This is a genomic window from Spiribacter halobius (genome assembly GCF_020883455.1).
In the GTDB taxonomy this organism is placed as follows: Bacteria; Pseudomonadota; Gammaproteobacteria; order Nitrococcales; family Nitrococcaceae; genus Sediminicurvatus; species Sediminicurvatus halobius.
The window spans coordinates 2,843,529-2,858,690 of sequence record NZ_CP086615.1; the positions used below are offsets into that span (position 1 = coordinate 2,843,529).

The 15,162-nt window shown below is 70.0% G+C and carries 17 protein-coding genes and 2 tRNA genes; 4 read left to right on the plus strand and 15 right to left on the minus strand.

Annotated elements, in window-relative coordinates; all coding sequences use genetic code 11:
- Positions 1 to 18: 18 nt before the first annotated feature.
- Genes secF through queA form a run of 5 tightly spaced genes read right to left on the minus strand, consistent with a single transcriptional unit; the run spans position 19 to position 5,448 of the window.
- Positions 19 to 954: a protein translocase subunit SecF gene (gene secF, locus LMH63_RS13140; RefSeq protein WP_109677270.1), complete on the minus strand. Its 936-nt coding sequence runs from the start codon at positions 952 to 954 to the stop codon at positions 19 to 21.
- A gap of 10 nt (positions 955 to 964) precedes the next feature.
- Positions 965 to 2,824 carry a protein translocase subunit SecD gene (gene secD / locus LMH63_RS13145; RefSeq protein ID WP_109677268.1) on the minus strand — a complete coding sequence of 620 codons (1,860 nt, stop codon included), beginning with the start codon at positions 2,822 to 2,824 and terminating at the stop codon, positions 965 to 967.
- Positions 2,825 to 2,861: 37 nt separating this feature from the next.
- Positions 2,862 to 3,239: a preprotein translocase subunit YajC gene (yajC, locus tag LMH63_RS13150; RefSeq protein ID WP_109677266.1), complete on the minus strand. Its 378-nt coding sequence runs from the start codon at positions 3,237 to 3,239 to the stop codon at positions 2,862 to 2,864.
- Between the two features lie 59 nt (positions 3,240 to 3,298).
- On the minus strand, positions 3,299 to 4,402 hold the full coding sequence (gene tgt, locus LMH63_RS13155; RefSeq protein ID WP_109677443.1) for a tRNA guanosine(34) transglycosylase Tgt: 1,104 nt from the start codon (positions 4,400 to 4,402) through the stop codon (positions 3,299 to 3,301).
- Between the two features lie 2 nt (positions 4,403 to 4,404).
- A complete protein-coding gene (queA, locus tag LMH63_RS13160) occupies positions 4,405 to 5,448 on the minus strand; it encodes a tRNA preQ1(34) S-adenosylmethionine ribosyltransferase-isomerase QueA (protein ID WP_109677264.1) in 1,044 nt (347 codons plus the stop codon).
- Positions 5,449 to 5,526: 78 nt separating this feature from the next.
- Here queA and LMH63_RS13165 point away from each other — a divergent pair.
- Positions 5,527 to 5,613, plus strand: a tRNA-Leu gene (locus LMH63_RS13165).
- Positions 5,614 to 5,627: 14 nt separating this feature from the next.
- On the opposite strand, the gene LMH63_RS13170 is transcribed toward LMH63_RS13165, so the two are convergent.
- The 5 genes from LMH63_RS13170 to LMH63_RS13190 all read right to left on the minus strand — a co-directional run bounded on the left by LMH63_RS13170 (position 5,628) and on the right by LMH63_RS13190 (position 9,057).
- A complete protein-coding gene (locus LMH63_RS13170; protein ID WP_109677262.1) occupies positions 5,628 to 5,801 on the minus strand; it encodes an entericidin A/B family lipoprotein in 174 nt (57 codons plus the stop codon).
- An 88-nt stretch (positions 5,802 to 5,889) separates the two neighbouring features.
- Positions 5,890 to 6,123: an RSP_7527 family protein gene (locus LMH63_RS13175; protein WP_146205176.1), complete on the minus strand. Its 234-nt coding sequence runs from the start codon at positions 6,121 to 6,123 to the stop codon at positions 5,890 to 5,892.
- Between the two features lie 145 nt (positions 6,124 to 6,268).
- On the minus strand, positions 6,269 to 7,540 hold the full coding sequence (glgC, locus tag LMH63_RS13180; protein ID WP_109677259.1) for a glucose-1-phosphate adenylyltransferase: 1,272 nt from the start codon (positions 7,538 to 7,540) through the stop codon (positions 6,269 to 6,271).
- A 189-nt stretch (positions 7,541 to 7,729) separates the two neighbouring features.
- On the minus strand, positions 7,730 to 8,362 hold the full coding sequence (locus LMH63_RS13185; protein WP_109677257.1) for a TIGR04282 family arsenosugar biosynthesis glycosyltransferase: 633 nt from the start codon (positions 8,360 to 8,362) through the stop codon (positions 7,730 to 7,732).
- A complete protein-coding gene (locus tag LMH63_RS13190; RefSeq protein ID WP_373317857.1) occupies positions 8,359 to 9,057 on the minus strand; it encodes a TIGR04283 family arsenosugar biosynthesis glycosyltransferase in 699 nt (232 codons plus the stop codon). The genes LMH63_RS13185 and LMH63_RS13190 overlap by 4 nt, the downstream gene beginning before the upstream one ends.
- 65 nt (positions 9,058 to 9,122) lie before the next feature.
- Here LMH63_RS13190 and LMH63_RS13195 point away from each other — a divergent pair.
- Positions 9,123 to 9,198, plus strand: a tRNA-Ala gene (locus LMH63_RS13195).
- A gap of 124 nt (positions 9,199 to 9,322) precedes the next feature.
- Here LMH63_RS13195 and LMH63_RS13200 read toward each other — a convergent pair.
- From LMH63_RS13200 to yghU, 4 genes are all read right to left on the minus strand, one after another.
- Positions 9,323 to 10,597 (minus strand): PQQ-dependent sugar dehydrogenase, encoded by a 1,275-nt coding sequence (locus LMH63_RS13200; protein WP_109677255.1) that lies wholly within the window; start codon positions 10,595 to 10,597, stop codon positions 9,323 to 9,325.
- A 124-nt stretch (positions 10,598 to 10,721) separates the two neighbouring features.
- Positions 10,722 to 11,039, minus strand: a complete 318-nt coding sequence (locus tag LMH63_RS13205; protein ID WP_109677253.1) for a c-type cytochrome — start codon at positions 11,037 to 11,039, stop codon at positions 10,722 to 10,724.
- A 229-nt stretch (positions 11,040 to 11,268) separates the two neighbouring features.
- Positions 11,269 to 11,625, minus strand: coding sequence for a glutaredoxin family protein (locus tag LMH63_RS13210; protein WP_109677251.1), 357 nt, complete (start codon positions 11,623 to 11,625; stop codon positions 11,269 to 11,271).
- Positions 11,626 to 11,652: 27 nt separating this feature from the next.
- The gene (gene yghU, locus LMH63_RS13215; RefSeq protein ID WP_109677439.1) at positions 11,653 to 12,528 is read right to left on the minus strand and encodes a glutathione-dependent disulfide-bond oxidoreductase; all 876 of its coding nucleotides are present in this window, start codon (positions 12,526 to 12,528) and stop codon (positions 11,653 to 11,655) included.
- 176 nt (positions 12,529 to 12,704) lie between these two features.
- Between yghU and LMH63_RS13220 the strand changes: the two genes are divergently transcribed.
- Both LMH63_RS13220 and LMH63_RS13225 read left to right on the plus strand, forming a co-directional pair.
- On the plus strand, positions 12,705 to 13,373 hold the full coding sequence (locus LMH63_RS13220) for a DsbA family oxidoreductase (RefSeq protein WP_109677249.1): 669 nt from the start codon (positions 12,705 to 12,707) through the stop codon (positions 13,371 to 13,373).
- A 269-nt stretch (positions 13,374 to 13,642) separates the two neighbouring features.
- Positions 13,643 to 14,554 (plus strand): homocysteine S-methyltransferase family protein, encoded by a 912-nt coding sequence (locus tag LMH63_RS13225; protein ID WP_109677247.1) that lies wholly within the window; start codon positions 13,643 to 13,645, stop codon positions 14,552 to 14,554.
- 86 nt (positions 14,555 to 14,640) lie between these two features.
- Here the strand turns inward: LMH63_RS13225 and LMH63_RS13230 are convergent, their stop codons facing one another.
- Positions 14,641 to 15,012 carry a thiol-disulfide oxidoreductase DCC family protein gene (locus tag LMH63_RS13230; protein ID WP_109677245.1) on the minus strand — a complete coding sequence of 124 codons (372 nt, stop codon included), beginning with the start codon at positions 15,010 to 15,012 and terminating at the stop codon, positions 14,641 to 14,643.
- Positions 15,013 to 15,162 lie beyond the last annotated feature (150 nt).

Below are 15,162 nucleotides of genomic sequence, written 5' to 3' on the forward strand. Positions count from 1 at the left end.
CCCGGCTGCGGGCTCGCGCTATGGCACCTCCTCCTCCAGCTCCTCGCCCTCCTTCTTCGGCGGGATGAGATCCTCCTTGCTCACGCCGAGGGCCAGCGCCGCCGCGCTCGCGACGTAGATCGACGAGTAGGTGCCCACCAGCACACCGATGATCAGCGCCAGCGCGAAGCCGGCGATGAGCTCGCCGCCCAGGAAGTACAGCGCCAGCAGCACCAGCAGGGTGGTGAGCCCCGTAACCAGGGTGCGGGAGAGGGTCTGGTTGATGGAGAGGTTGGCCACCTCCGCGGCCGTGCCCTTGCGCACCCGGATGAAGTTCTCGCGGATGCGGTCGAAGACGACGATGGTGTCGTTCAGCGAGTAGCCGATCACCGCCAGCAGCGCGGCGAGCACGGTGAGGTCGAACGTCAGCCCCAGGGCCGCGAACACGCCGATGGTGACCACCACGTCGTGCACCAGCGCAGCCACCGCACCCACCGCAAAGCGGTACTCGAAACGGAACGCGACGTAGATGAGGATGCCGCCCAGCGCGTAGAGCACCGCGAGCCCGCCCTGCTCGGCCAGCTCCTCGCCCACCTGCGGGCCGACGAACTCCACCCGGCGCAGCTCGGCGCCGCTGGTCTCGTCCTGCAGCAGCGCCAGCACGCGGTTGCTGACGGCGTCACTGTCGCCGGCCTCCGGCGAGAGCCGGATGAGGATGTCGCGGGCATTGCCGAAGGTCTGCACCACGGCGCTCTCGAAGCCGCCCTCTTCCAGAGTGGCGCGGACCTCGGCCAGGTCCACCGCCTCCGGGTAGCCGACCTCCACCAGCGTGCCGCCGGTGAAGTCCAGGCCGAGCTCCAGGCCGCGCAGCAGCAGCGCCGCCAGCGCCAGCACCAGGACGACGCCGGTGACGATGGCGGCGGTCCGCCGGGCGCCCATGAAGTCGATGTGGGTCTCGCGCTTGAAGAAGTCCAAGCCGTTCTCCTCAGATCGCGAGGCGTACGCCGCGACGCCCGCCGTAGATGAGATTGATCAGCCCGCGGGTGCCCATGATGGCGGTGAACATGGAGCTGACGATGCCGATGGACAGGGTCACCGCGAAGCCCTTGATCGGGCCGGTGCCGAAGGCGAACAGCACGATGGCCGCGATGAGCGTGGTGACGTTGGCGTCGGCGATGGTGGAGAAGGCCTTCTCGTAGCCGGCGTCGATGGCCTTCTGCGCGCTCGCGCCGCGGCGCAGCTCCTCGCGGATGCGCTCGTAGATAAGGACATTGGCGTCCACCGCCATGCCCACGGTGAGCACGATGCCGGCGATGCCGGGCAGCGTGAGCGTCGCCTGCAGCATCGACAGCACGGCCACGATCAACACCAGGTTGACGAACAGGGCCACGTTCGCCACCAGGCCGAACACCTTGTAGTACACCGCCATGAACACGACCACGGCGAGGAAGCCGATGACCACGGCCATAAAGCCCTGATCGATGTTCTCTTGGCCGAGGCTCGGGCCGATGGTGCGCTCCTCGACGATGCGGATGGGTGCCGCCAGCGAGCCCGCCCGCAGCAGCAGCGCCAGGTTGCGCGCCTCCTGGCTGCTCTCCAGTCCGGTGATGCGGAAACGGCTGCCGAGGGGCTCCTGGATGCGGGCGACGTTGATCACCTCCTCCACCTGCACCTGCTCGCGCACCACCTCGCCGTCCACGCGCCGGGCCTGGACCTCGTTCTCCTTGAACAGCACGGCCATGTGGTCGCCGACGCGCTCCGAGGTCACCCGGTTCATGATCGAGCCGCCGCTGCCGTTGAGGCGGATGGTCACCTCGGGCTGGCCGGTCTGGGTGTCGATGCCGGACTGGGCGTCGGTAATGGCCTCGCCGGTGATGATGATCTGGCGCTCCAGCAGCACATGGCCGCCCTCGCGCTGCGGGTAGAGCTCGGTGCCGGGGGGCGGCGGATCGTCCGGCTCGCCCTGATAGGGGAAGTTGCCCTCGTCCACCATCCGGAACTCGAGCGTCGCGGTGGCGCCGATGATCTCCTTGGCGCGGGCCGTGTCCTGGACGCCCGGGAGCTGCACCACGATGCGGTCCGAGCCCTGGCGCTGGATCACCGGCTCGGCGACGCCGAGCTCGTTGACGCGATTGCGCAGGGTGGTGATGTTCTGCTGCACGGCGAGATTGCGGATCTCCTGCAGCTCCTGGTCGGTAATGCTCGCCTCGATCCAGAAGCGGCCATCGCGCTCGTCGGTCGCGAGCTCGAGCTCGGGATACTCGTCCAGCAGCAGGTTGTAGGCCCGCTCGCGGTCCTGCGCGCCCTCGAATGCCACCTGGAGCCCCTGCTCCCCGGCCTCGATCTCGCCGTAGCGGATGTTCTCGTCGCGCAGCAGGCGGCGGAACTCATCCGTGTAGCGCTCCACCGCCTGCTCGAGCACGGCGTCGATATCCACTTCCATGAGGAAGTGGACGCCCCCGCGCAGGTCCAGCCCCAGATACATGGGCTGGCCTCCGAGCTCCCGCAGCCACTGCGGTGTGGCCGGTGCCAGATTGAGCGCCACCGTGTAGCCGCGCCCGAGGCCGACCTCCAGCTCGTCGGCGGCACGCAGCTGGGCATCGGTGTCGGGGAAACGCAGCATCAGATGGCCTTCCGCCACCCGCGAGTCGAGGGTCTCGATCCCGGCCTCGTCGAGGATGGAGCGGATCTCCTCACGCGCGTCCGGCCCGGGCGCCCCGCCGTCGTCGGCGGAGATCTGCAGGGCCGGATCCTCGCCAAAGACGTTGGGCAGGGCGTAGAGCACGCCCGTGCCCAGCACCAGCACGATCAGAAGGTACTTCCACAGCGGATAGCGGTTGGTCATGCGGGCTCCAGCGGCCGGCGGCACCCGGAGGAACGGGTCACTTCGACTTGTCGGCCTTCTCCGCGGCCTTGCCCTCGTCCTCGGACTTGTCGAGCTTCTGCTTGAGCGTGCCCTTGGGGAGGATCTGGGCGACGGCGTTCTTCTGCAGGCGCACCTCGATGCCGTTGGCGATCTCCAGGCCGGCGAAGGTATCGCCTACTTCAGTGACGCGGCCCACGACGCCGCCGCTGGTGAGGACCTCGTCGCCCTTGGCAAGGTTCTCGACGAGCTTCTTGTGCTCCTTCGCGCGCTTCTGCTGCGGCCGGATCAGCAGGAAATAGAAGATGACGATCAGCGCGATCGGGAAAATCAGGCCGGTGAGACCGGCACCGCCGGCACCGTCCTGGGCCATGGCCTCGCTAATAAAAAAATCCATCTCCGCTCCTCAGGTTGTGCAATCAAAGGGTTGCCGGCCCCGGCCGACAAAGGCACGCATTATGTCACACCCGTGCGCCGTCGGCGGAATGCCTCGGCATATTCGGCGAGGCGGTCCTCGGCGATGGCGTCCCGCAGCTCCGCCATCAGGCGCTGGAAGTAGCGCAGATTGTGCAGCGTGTTGAGCCGCGCGCCGAGCATCTCCCGGCAGCGGTCGAGATGGCGCAGATAGGCACGGCTGTAGTGGCGGCAGGTGTAGCAGTCGCAGTCCGGGTCCACCGGCCGGGTGTCGTCGGCGAAGCGGGCGTTGCGCAGGCGCAGCGTCCCCTGCGGGGTGTACAGGAAGGCATTGCGGGCGTTGCGTGTCGGCAGCACGCAGTCGAACATGTCGACGCCGCGGCAGACCGAGTCGACCAGGTCCTCCGGGCGCCCCACGCCCATCAGGTAGCGCGGCCGCTCCGCCGGCAGTCGGGGCACGATGTGCTCGAGCACCCGCAGCCGCTCCTCGGGGGGCTCGCCGACCGACAGGCCGCCGATGGCGTAGCCCTCGAAGCCAATGGCCTGCAGCCCCTCCAGCGAGGCCTCGCGCAGGCCGGGATACATCCCCCCCTGGACGATGCCGAACAGCGCCGCCGGGCTGTCGCCATGGGCCTCGCGGCTGCGCGCGGCCCAGCGCAGGGACAGCGCCATGGACGCCTCTGCCGTCGCCTCGTCCACCGGATACGGCGTGCACTCGTCGAACACCATGACGATGTCCGAGCCGAGCGCCCGCTGTACCGCCATGGAGCGCTCGGGGTCGAGGAACACACGGCTGCCGTCCACCGGCGAGCGGAACGACACCCCCTCCTCGGTGATGCGCCGGCCCTCGGCCAGACTGAACACCTGGAAGCCGCCGGAGTCGGTGAGGATGGGGCCGTCCCAGTGCATGAAGTCGTGCAGATCGCCGTGCGCGGCGATGATCTCCGGGCCCGGGCGCAGCATCAGATGAAAGGTGTTGCCGAGCAGTATCTCGGCGCCGGAGGCCCGCACCTCCTCCGGTGTCACGCCCTTCACCGTACCGTAGGTCCCCACCGGCATGAAGGCCGGCGTCTCCACCGTGCCGCGCGAGAAGTGCAGTCGCCCGCGCCGCGCGGCGCCACTGCGGGCGAGGGTCTCGAAGCGCAGGCTCACGGTCTCGCCTCCGGCGCCGGAGGGCAGAGGAACATGGCGTCGCCGTAGCTGAAAAAACGGTACTTGGCGGCGACCGCGTGGCGGTAGGCGGCGAGGACGTTCTCGCGCCCGCCGAAGGCGCTCACCAGCATCAGCAGCGTCGACTCCGGCAGGTGGAAGTTGGTGATGAGGCCGTCGATCGCCCGGAAGCGGTGCCCCGGGTAGAGGAAGATGTCCGTCTCGCCCTCGAAAGGCGCGAGCTCGCCGCCCCGGGCCGCCGTCTCCAGCGCCCGGACCACCGTGGTGCCGACGGCGATGACGCGCCCGCCGCGGGCCCGCGTGTCCGCCGCCGCCTCGCACACCGCCGCCGGTACCGAGAGCCACTCGGCGTGCATGTGATGGCCCTCCACCGTCTCGCTGCGCACCGGCTGGAAGGTGCCGGCACCGACATGCAGCGTGAGGCTCTCGGTCCGCACGCCGTCGGCCCGCAGGGCCTCGAGCAGGGGCCGGTCGAAATGCAGCCCCGCCGTGGGCGCCGCCACCGCGCCGGGGGTGCGGGCATAGACGGTCTGGTAGCGCTCACGGTCGGTCTCGGTGTCCGGGCGGCGGATGTACGGCGGCAGCGGCATGTGGCCGTGCCGCTCCAGCAGAACCGGCAGGGGGGCGTCGTCCGGGAAGCGCAGGCGGAAGAAGTCGCCTTCCCGGGCGACCACGGTGACCGCGAGGCCGCCCTCCAGCACCAGCTCGCTGCCCGCGCGCGGCTTCTTGCTCACCCGCAGCTGGGCGAGGGCCTCGCTGCCGCCGAGCAGGCGCTCCAGCAGCACCTCCACGGCGCCGCCGCTGTCCTTGTGCCCGAGCAGCCGCGCCGGCAGGACGCGGGTGTCGTTCAGCACCAGCAGATCACCCGGACACAGGAGCTCGCGCAGGTCCGTGAAGCGACGGTCCGCCACCGCGCCGGTCTCACCGTCCAGCACCAGCAGGCGGCTGTCGGTGCGCCGGGCCGGCGGCTCGGCGGCGATCAGCCGCTCCGGCAGCTCGTAGTGGAAATCGCTGACTCGCATGGGCTCTCGCGTGGGGCGATGCCACGCCGGGCGCAGGGACGCGCCGGCGGGTGGGCTGCTATACTCGCCGCGGTTTCGGCCGGGATGGCGGAACTGGTAGACGCGCCGGACTCAAAATCCGGTTCTGGCAACAGAGTGCGGGTTCGAGTCCCGCTCCCGGCACCATTCCCTCGGACGCGCTACTCCCCGCTCCCCGACTCGTCGCCGTCGGACTCGTCGGCCTTGCCTTCCAGTGCGCGACCCGCGCTCTGGATATCCTTGCCGAGCCCTTCCATGGTGTTGCAGGCCGTAAGGCCGAGCATCGTCAGCGCCACCAGCAGGGCCGGCAGCCAGCGGAATGAACGGTTCTGCATCGTCGCGCCTCCACGTATCCGGTTCCGGTTCGCGCGGTATCATACGCACGCCGGGTGAATCTCGGCTACGCGGTCTTGGCGCGTGGCCTCAGGCGGCCTTGCGCTGCTCCTCATCCACCGCGGCGGTCGCCGTGGCCCGGGTCGGCTGCGCGGGCAAGGGGCGCGCGTCGCGACGGCGGCGGAACAGGCTCAGGAAAAGCTGCCGCAGAGTCTGGGCGCGGAGCCGGCGGGCCTCCTGTTCCACGGTGAACGCGTCGAGCTGCTCTTCGGGTTCGGGGTCGGCGTCCGGCAAGGGGGCGCCGGTGTTGTCACGATCGGGCATGGGTCTGACCTCCAGGCTTTGCATCATGGCGGAAATGTTGCGCCGCCACATGCGTAAGTGTGGGGTCAGGCGGATTTTTTTGCAATGCAGCAGAGGCCGGAGCGCTGCGCCCGAGAGGCCCAGGTCCTGTGAGCAGAGGTCACGGTCAGCGTACGTGGGGAACGGCCTGGCCGAGCATCTCCGCGGTCACCAGCGCAACCCCGCTCTCCGAGACGAGAAAGCGCTCGCGGTCGGCGGCGCTGTCCTCGCCGATAACCGTCCCCGGCGGGATGCGGCAGCCCTCGTCGATGACGCAGCGGCGGATGCGGCAGCCCTCGCCGATCACCACCCCCGGCAGGATCACGGCGTCCGAGACACGGGCGCGCGGGCGCACGTGCACCTGGGAGAACAGCAGCGAGTGGCGCACCTCCGCGCCCTCGATGAGATCGCCGCCGGAGACCATGGAATCAATAGCGACGCCGCGCAGATCCTCCTCGTCGTGGATGAACTTGGCCGGCGGCAGCTGCGCCTGGTAGGTCCATATGGGCCAGGCCTCGTCGTAGATATCCAGCTCCGGGGCCTGGCCGATGAGCTCCAGGTTGGCCTCGTAGAAGGCGTCCACGGTGCCCACGTCCCGCCAGTAGGGCTGCTCGCCGGTGCGCGGGTCGGCGAAGGGATAGGCCATGACCCGGTCCGCAGCGATGGCGGCCGGGATGACGTCGCGGCCGAAGTCGCGCGAGGAGTCGATGTTCTCGGCATCCGCCCGCAGCTTCTCGAACAGGAAGTCCCGGTCAAAGACGTAGATGCCCATGGACACCAGCGCCTGCCCGGGCGCCCCCGGCGCCGGCTCCGGCTCGTCCGGCTTCTCGCTGAAGCCGCGGACGTGGCCGTCCTCGGCCACGCTCATCACGCCGAACGCCCGCGCCCGCTCCAGCGGCATCTGCACGCAACCCACGGTCATGTCCGCCCCGCTCTCCACGTGCCGGGCGATCATGGTGCCGTAGTCCATCTTGTAGACATGGTCGCCGGCGAGCACGAGCACGTAGCGCGGGTCATGCGCCTGGATGATGTCGATGTTCTGGTGCACCGCGTCCGCCGTGCCGGCGAACCAGAGCGGCTTGTCCAGCCGCTGCTGCGCCGGCACCACCTCGATGAACTCGCCGAACTCGCCACGCAGAAAGCCCCAGCCGCGCTGAATGTGCTGGATCAGCGAGTGGGCCTTGTACTGGGTAATCACCTCGATGCGGCGGATGCCAGAGTTGATGCAGTTGGACAGCGGAAAGTCGATCAGCCGGAACTTGCCGCCGAAGGGCACCGCGGGCTTGGTGCGCCAGTCCGTCAGGTTGGCGAGCCGGCCACCCCGCCCACCGGCAAGGATAATGGCCAGGGTGTCGCGGGTCAGGCGGCTGACGAAGCGGGGATTGCGCTCCAGGAACATCGCGGCTCCGCTGCAAAGTCGGACGCGCGCAGCATACCGGAACGACCGGCCGGCACGCGCGCGTCAGGGCGGTTATCCGGGTAGGTCGGCAAGCGCGGAGCGCTCGCCGACACGCCGGCAGGCGAATCCCGAAGGCCGCGCTCTGCGCGGCTGTCGGCGAGCGCTGCGCGCTTGCCGACCTACACCGGCCTACCCAGGTCCGCGCCACAGCAGCGCCGTTCCGCGCTGCCGCCGATAGCGCCGCAAGTCTGCCAGGTTATCGAGATCGTCCGCCGCAGAGAGCAGTGCGACGTCAAGCCGCGCCCGGCGGACCCGCTGGAGCGTCTCCGCGAGCACCGCGCTGGTTCCCCATGGCACTGCCCGGAACAGCGCCGGCGCCGGCCGGGCGAGGCCCACCAGCGTGTACCCGCCATCCGGCGCCGGCGCGAACACCGCATCACGTCCGGCCGCCAGCGCCGCCATGGCCGCTGCCAGATGCCTGGCGGTCAGCCCGGTGCAGTCGCCACCAATGATCACCACCGGCCCGCCCCGCCCGAGCACGTATCGGCTGGCCCGCTCCATGCGCTGCCCGAGATCACCGGGCGGCTGCACGCGCTGGACGAGCCCGTGCCGCCGGGCCATGGCATCCAGCGCCGGATGCCGCCGCGGGGTCACCCAGAGCTCCACCGGCGCCACGCGAGCCTCCGCCGCCATGGCCACCGTCTGCGCAAGCATGCCCCGGTACAGGCCAGCGGCGGCACGACGCCCCAGGCGCCGTGCCAGGCGCGTCTTCACCCGCCCCGGCACAGGCGCCTTGGCGAACACGAGCACCCGGGCGCTCATGGTCGCTCCCGCACCTGCCGGTAGAGCCGGGCAAGTGTCTCCGGGTCCGCCCCCAGCCAGTAGCGCAGGCGCAGGCGCCACATGAGCAGGATGGTGCGCCACACACCGCCCTGCTCCCAGCGGCGCCCCGACGTCACCACCGGGCCGTGCGGGCAGGCCGGCCAGCCGAAGCGGCGGCGCAGGCTCCGCGACAGCGCGATGTCCTCCATCAGCGGCTGGTCCGGGAAGCCCCCCACCGCCTCGAACGCCCGGCGGCGGACGAACAGGGCCTGGTCGCCGGTGGCGATGCCGGTCAGGCAGGAGCGCCGGTTCATGCACCAGGCGATGACGCGCAGCGTCCGCGCCCGACCGGCAATGGCGACGTCGAATCGGCCCCAGGCCCGCCCCGAGAGCAGCGCCCCGCGGACGATCTCCGGGGCCTCCGGCGGCACGCGCGTGTCGCCGTGGACAAACCAGAGCACATCCCCCCTCGCCGCGACCGCCCCGGCATTCATCTGCCGCGCCCGCCCGGGTTCCGCGACCAGCACGCGATCGGCCAGCGGCGCCGCCAGCTCCGGGGTGCCGTCGTGGCTGCCGCCGTCCACCACCAGCACCTCGTCCCCCGCCGCCCGCGCCGGCGCGAGGGCGCCCAGCGTCGCAGCGATGCCGCTCGCCTCGTTGAGCACGGGCACGATGACGCTGAGGCGCAGTCGCAAGGTGGCCTCCGGTGCAGGTATGGATAGGGCGCAGGCACGATGCTACACTCTGCTCCGCTTCAAACGGGGCCGTAGCTCAGTTGGGAGAGCGCTAGAATCGCACTCTAGAGGTCAGGGGTTCGATTCCCCTCGGCTCCACCAGATCCCCCGAAAGGCCGCCGCTGAGCGGCCTTTTTCGTTACTCATCGTTTCGGCCGGGCGCAAGACGAAAACGGCCACACTGCCCTCTGGCAGTGTGGCCGTGCGTGGCTTGGCTGGATGCCGCTCAGTTGGGCGAGATGCGGTGGATCCGGCCCTCGTCGACGGCTACCCAGAGGTCGCCCTCCGGGCCCTGGACCACGGAGCGGAAGCGACCGGCCGGCATGGGCAGGGCCATGGTGGTCACGTCCACGGACATGGCGTCGTCCGCAACGTCGACCACATCCAGGCGCTGTCCCACCGGCGTACCGCCGAAGCCGATGCCCATGAAGCCGACCACCAGCCGGTTTTCCCAGTCACCCCACTGCGAGCCGCTCAGGAACTGCGCCGAAGAGATGCCCTGGGAGAGGCCGTCGTTGTTCCAGGCCGGGCGCATGGCGTCGGGGAAGCGCTCGGTGTCCGTCATCGGCATGAACTCCCTGCGCTCCGCCGGATCCATGCCCTCCATCTGGTTGGGCATGTAGCCGCAGTAGTCATCGGGGCAGTCGCCGCGGCCGCCAACGTTGGGCTTCGGATCCCAGCCGCTGTTGCCGCCGTTCTCCAGCGCCATCAGCTCGTCGGAATGCCACGGGCCGTGCTCGGTGATGAACGGACGATGGGTCTCCGGGTGGAAGCTGATGCCCTGCACGTTGCGGTGGCCGTAGGTGTAGATACGGTCGTCGAACCCCTCGGGCGGGTCGTTCTCCGGCGCGGCGTTGCCGTCGCGGTCAATGCGCAGCACCTTGCCGCCGAGCAGCGTCGGGCTCTGCGGTACCTCGGCGTTGTGGTTGTCGCCGGTGGTCACGTACAGGTAGCCGTCACCCGGATTGAAGCGGATGCGTCCGCCGTTGTGGGCCCCGGCGTCGCCGAAGGGATGATTGGTCTCGTTCTGCTTGTAGGGGATGTCATCTACGATGTCGGTACGGTCCGAGACGTCGGTGAAATCCTCGTTGACCCGCAGCCGGATGACGCGGTTCTTGTGGGGCGTCGTCTGCTGCGACGCCGAGTAGACGTAGACGAAGCGGTTGTCCTCGAACTCCGGGTCCATGGCGACGCCGTTCATGCCCGCCTGGCCGTGGCAGAAGAGGTCATCCGCCGTGTGGGCGTAGCCCTCGGTGCCTTCCATGCCGAGCAGGGCGTTAATGTCACCGGAGGGCAGACGGACCGAGAGCCCCTTGCACTTCTCGGTGAAGAACAACGTGCCGTCCGCCAGGAAGGCCATATCCCAGGGATTCTCGAGCCCGTCGACGACCGTGGTGGCCTCCAGGTCCGGGGCATCGGCATTCGCAGCCAGCGGCAGGCCCTGGCCCATCGTCAGGGCCACAAGCGCACCGAGCGCCATACTGGTGTTGCGACTGATCATGGGGTCTCCTCCGCGCAGCGTCTGGGCTGCTTGTTATCGCTGGATTGCCCGCAACCGTCCCTCCTCACGGGGGGCCGGCGGGGTCGGGCCCGATGCAGGACCGGAAGGATGAACCGTCCTCAGGTCACTGGAAGTTAGTGGAAATATAGTCAGCGAGGGCGGCGATATCCTCATCCGAGAGATTGGCCGCGTTCGGCGCCATCAGCGCCGAGTTGGCGCCGACCCGCTCGCCGGCCCGATACTGCTCGAGGCGCATGGTGATGTACTCGGCATCGCGGCCCTGCAGCGCGGGGAAGCTCGCCAGCCCCTGCCCCGAAGGCCCGTGACAGGTCACGCAGGCCTGACTGTAGATCTTCTCACCGGCAGAGACGTCCTGGGCATGGGCCTGCGCCATGCCCAGCGCGAGCACGGCAACGGTCATCGGAATCAGGGGTTTCATCATCGACTCCTCCTCGGGAACGGCGCCATTAGCGTTGTTTTTCGCGAGGCCACCGGCGTGGGAGCCATCGTCTCGCAGCCCTCCACTGCTGGGGTGCGGGCTCGAGCCACGGCGGGCATCCGCTGCGAGCTATACGCCTGGCCCCGTGCACCGTCAACGGCGGTCGAATCCGTAATGTCACCGATACGGTGGCCCCGGGGGCCGCCGGGGCTCGTCATGCTGTAGCATCGGGTCAGCACCGCCCGGTCCCGAACCGGCTCTCCAGGTAGGCGATGATGTCATCCGACTCGTAGAGCCAGCGGGGCTGCTCGCCCTCCTCGATCCGCAGGCACGGCACCATCTGCCGCCCGCCCTCGGCCACGAGCTCGCGCCGGGCTGCATCGTCAGCGCCGATATTGCGACGCTGCACCGGCACGTCCAGCCGGCGCAGCGCGATGAACACCTTGATGCAGAACGGGCAGGTAGGCCGGTAGTAGAGCGTCAGCTGCTGCGCGCTGCGGTCGACCTCCGCCTGGGCGGCGTCGTTGCGCACCGCGACGCCCGCCCGTTTCCGGATCACGTCCACCCCGGCCTTCAGGCGATCAAACATCGATGCCCTCCCCGCAACACCGGGCGGTCAGCCGGCCGAATGCCGCCTGGCCGGGTCCAGCTGCTCGAAGTCGCTGGCGTCGTGGCGCTCCGGGAGTTGCTCCTCGGGCTCGCCCCAGACGCGGTTCACCATGCGGCCGCGCTGCACCGCGGGGCGGGCGTCGATCTCCTCCGCCCAGCGCTGCACGTGCCGGTACTCCTGAACCTGCAGGAACTCGGCCGCGTCGTAAAGCCGGCCCAGCGCCAGCGCGCCGTACCAGGGCCAGTTGGCGATATCGGCGATGCTGTACTCGTCGCCCCCGAGATAGCGGGTCTCGGCGAGGCGACGGTCGAGCACATCGAGCTGGCGCTTGACCTCCATGGCGTACCGGTCGATCGGGTACTTCAGCGGCTCCGGGGCATAGGCGTAGAAATGGCCGAAGCCGCCGCCGAGGAAGGGCGCGCTGCCCATCTGCCAGAACAGCCAGTTGAGGGTCTCGGTTCTGACAGGGCCGCTCGCCGGCAGGAACGCGCCGAACTTCTCCGCCAGATGCAGCAGGATGGAGCCGGACTCGAACACCCGCACCGGCTCCGGCCCGGTGTAGTCCACCAGCGCCGGGATCTTGGAGTTCGGGTTGATCTCGACGAAGCCGCTTGAGAACTGCTCGCCATCGACGATGCGGATCGGCCAGGCATCGTATTCGGCCTCGAAGATCCCGCGCTCCAGCAGCTCCTCGAACAGCACCGTGACCTTGACGCCATTCGGCGTCGCCAGGGAGTAGAGCTGAAAGGGGTGCCGGCCCACCGGCAGGTCCTGCTCGTATCGTGCCCCGGCGACGGGACGGTTGATGCCGGCAAACTGGCCGCCCGAAGGCTGGTCCCAGGTCCAGACACGCGGGGGTGTGTAGCGCTGCTCGTCGTTCACGAAACTCACTCCTATTCCAAATGATTGGGGGACAGCGTCCCGACAGGGCGATGCGCGTCATGAGAACACAATTTGAGTGATTGCTCAAAAATCGCTAGACTGTGGATAGTACGGATGCACGGTGCAACCGTGGACAGTTGCGCCGGGCGAATAGCTCCTACAGGGGGACGCTGCCGATGCAGAAGCTGAGAATCGACCTGGTTTCCGATGTCGCCTGCCCGTGGTGCGCCATCGGCTATCGGCGTCTCGAGCAGGCCCTGGAAACATTGCAAGGCGAGGTGGACGTCGAGCTGGTCTGGCAGCCGTTCGAGCTGAATCCGGACATGCCGCCGGAGGGTGAGCCGATTCTCGAGCACCTGTGCCGCAAGTACGGCCAGGATGCCGAGAGCATCCAGCGCACCCAGGGCGAGATCGTCGCGCTGGCCGAGCAGCTCGGGCTCAACTTTCAGCGGGCCACCGAGCGCCGCGCCCACAACACCTTCGACGCCCATCGCGTGCTCGCCTGGGCCGGCGAGCACGGCCGCGAGACCGAGCTGCAGCTGGCGCTGTTCGATGCCTACTTCGGCGAGGCAAAGCGGCCCTCGGACCCCGAGGTTCTGCGCGCGGCCGCGGTCCGCGCCGGACTGGACGGAGACGAGGCCGAGGCCGTCGCACGCTCCGACCGCTATGCCGATGCGGTGCGGGCCGCCGAGCGCCGATTCCTGGAAGCCGGCGTCAGCGCCGTGCCGGGCTTCGTGCTGGGCGGCCGCTATCTCATCTCCGGCGCCCAGCCGCCCGAGGCCCTGGCCGACGCCATTCGCCAGGTGGCCAGCGAGCCGGATGGCCGGCCCAGCGTAACGGCTTAGGCGCACCGGCCGCGGTGCCGGGGCGCGGCCCGGCAGGGGGGCCGCGCGCGCTGCTGTCGCGGGCACTCTCCCGGCGAGATCTGCCCCGGCGGCGCCCTTGTCCCGACGGTGGACGACTGCAAGACTGCGGCGGACTGCCTGACCCGCCAATCTCACCGATTCACGGCTGCGGGCGCGGATCTGGCGGACAGGCCGGGCGTGCGCCCCGGGGGACCGTTTGCGGAAACGGGCGGCGAGCGGCCTGAACACACGGGGGAGACGAGCCAACAATGAGCGCCGAACAACGAGACGTCATCCTGCTGGACGGGGGTATGGGCCAGGAACTGCGGCGGCGCAGCAGCCAGCCGGCCTCGCCACTCTGGTCGGCCCAGGTGATGCTCGACGAGCCGCACCTCGTGGTCGGGGCCCACCGTGATTTCATCGACGCCGGCGCGCGGGTTATCACCGTCAACACCTACAGCGCGACGCCGCAGCGCCTGGCGCGGGACGCCGACCCGGATCTGTTCGAGCCACTCCACGCCGCCGCGCTGGACGCCGCGCACCAGGCGCGCCGCGAGAGCGGCCGGTCGGTGCGCATCGCCGGCTGCCTGCCACCGCTGGTGGCGAGCTATCACCCGGACGTAGTACCGGACGAGGCGACCTGCCTGCAGGGCTATCGCCGCATCGTGGCCCGTCAGGCCGACGAAGTGGATCTCTTCCTCTGCGAGACGCTCTCCCTCGCCCGGGAGGCGCGGGCGGCGACCATGGCGGCGGTGGAGAGCCACCTGCCGGTGTGGACGTCGTTCACCCTCGACGACGGCGACGGCACCCGCCTGCGCTCCGGCGAACCCCTGGCCGATGCGGCGCGGGAGGCCGTGGGGGCCGGCGCCGAGCGGGTGGTGGTCAACTGCTCGGTACCGGAGGCGCTGACCACGGCCATGGCTGAGCTCACCGGTATCGGGGTGCCCTTCGGCGGCTACGCCAACGGCTTCGTCTCCGCGGTCGCCCTGAAGCCGGGCGGCACGGTGGACGCCCTGGAATCCCGCAAGGACCTCGACCCCGACGCCTACGCCCGCCACGCGCTGGGCTGGGTCGAACAGGGCGCGACCGTCGTCGGCGGCTGCTGCGAGGTGGGGCCGGCCCACATTGCCGCCCTCGCCGACCGCCTGGCCGCCACGGGCCACCGCCTGGTGTCCGGGTAGCGGCGCAGGACGAGCGACGGCCTAGGCCCGCGCGCCGCCGGCCGTCCGGAGGGCACGACGCAACCCCCAATCGGACCCTTGCGAGGTTACTGTCGAACCAGCCGCTGCAGGTAGGGCCGAAGGGGCAGGAACCCCCGATAGGCCAGCTCCAGCAGATTCACGAGCGGGCGCCGCCGGAACAGCCGCCCGGCGGCACGGAACCCGGGCAGGGCCGCCCAGAGCTCGGCGAACGCCGCCCCGCCGGATACCAGCCGCCCGTCCGCCAGGCCGACATGGAAACGCCCCAGTGCGGCCCGGCGGCTGAGCCCCTCCGGCAATACCGCCTCCGCGCCCTCGGCGCTCACGTCCAGCCAGCGCAGCCGCTCGGCGCCGCGCCGGCGACGGTAGAACCCGATCTCGCGGCGGCAGAGCGGGCAGGCGCCGTCATAGTAGACGGTCAGCGGTGGTGTCTCGGCCATGGTTGGTCCTTTCTCGGGCATGCCTCTGATGAGAGGACCCGCAGCGGGCGGCTCGGGTTCGGGACGGATGCCGCTGCCGCGTCGGCATGACGGTCGCGCACCGCGACGACCTGCCGGCCCAGCCCAGCCCTCCCCTCGCCGGCCCTGGCC

Bases quoted from the DNA above. Each gene is read 5' to 3' on its own strand.
- glgC (WP_109677259.1), bottom strand. From the start codon at position 7,540: ATGTTCCTGGAGCGCAATCCCCGCTTCGTCAGCCGCCTGACCCGCGAC.
- LMH63_RS13210 (WP_109677251.1), bottom strand. From the start codon at position 11,625: ATGTTTGATCGCCTGAAGGCCGGGGTGGACGTGATCCGGAAACGGGCG.
- LMH63_RS13170 (WP_109677262.1), bottom strand. From the start codon at position 5,801: ATGCAGAACCGTTCATTCCGCTGGCTGCCGGCCCTGCTGGTGGCGCTG.
- LMH63_RS13200 (WP_109677255.1), bottom strand. From the start codon at position 10,597: ATGATCAGTCGCAACACCAGTATGGCGCTCGGTGCGCTTGTGGCCCTG.
- LMH63_RS13185 (WP_109677257.1), bottom strand. From the start codon at position 8,362: ATGAGCGCCCGGGTGCTCGTGTTCGCCAAGGCGCCTGTGCCGGGGCGG.
- secD (WP_109677268.1), bottom strand. From the start codon at position 2,824: ATGACCAACCGCTATCCGCTGTGGAAGTACCTTCTGATCGTGCTGGTG.
- LMH63_RS13220 (WP_109677249.1), top strand. From the start codon at position 12,705: ATGCAGAAGCTGAGAATCGACCTGGTTTCCGATGTCGCCTGCCCGTGG.
- LMH63_RS13230 (WP_109677245.1), bottom strand. From the start codon at position 15,012: ATGGCCGAGACACCACCGCTGACCGTCTACTATGACGGCGCCTGCCCG.
- LMH63_RS13205 (WP_109677253.1), bottom strand. From the start codon at position 11,039: ATGATGAAACCCCTGATTCCGATGACCGTTGCCGTGCTCGCGCTGGGC.
- LMH63_RS13225 (WP_109677247.1), top strand. From the start codon at position 13,643: ATGAGCGCCGAACAACGAGACGTCATCCTGCTGGACGGGGGTATGGGC.
- yajC (WP_109677266.1), bottom strand. From the start codon at position 3,239: ATGGATTTTTTTATTAGCGAGGCCATGGCCCAGGACGGTGCCGGCGGT.
- queA (WP_109677264.1), bottom strand. From the start codon at position 5,448: ATGCGAGTCAGCGATTTCCACTACGAGCTGCCGGAGCGGCTGATCGCC.
- LMH63_RS13175 (WP_146205176.1), bottom strand. From the start codon at position 6,123: ATGCCCGATCGTGACAACACCGGCGCCCCCTTGCCGGACGCCGACCCC.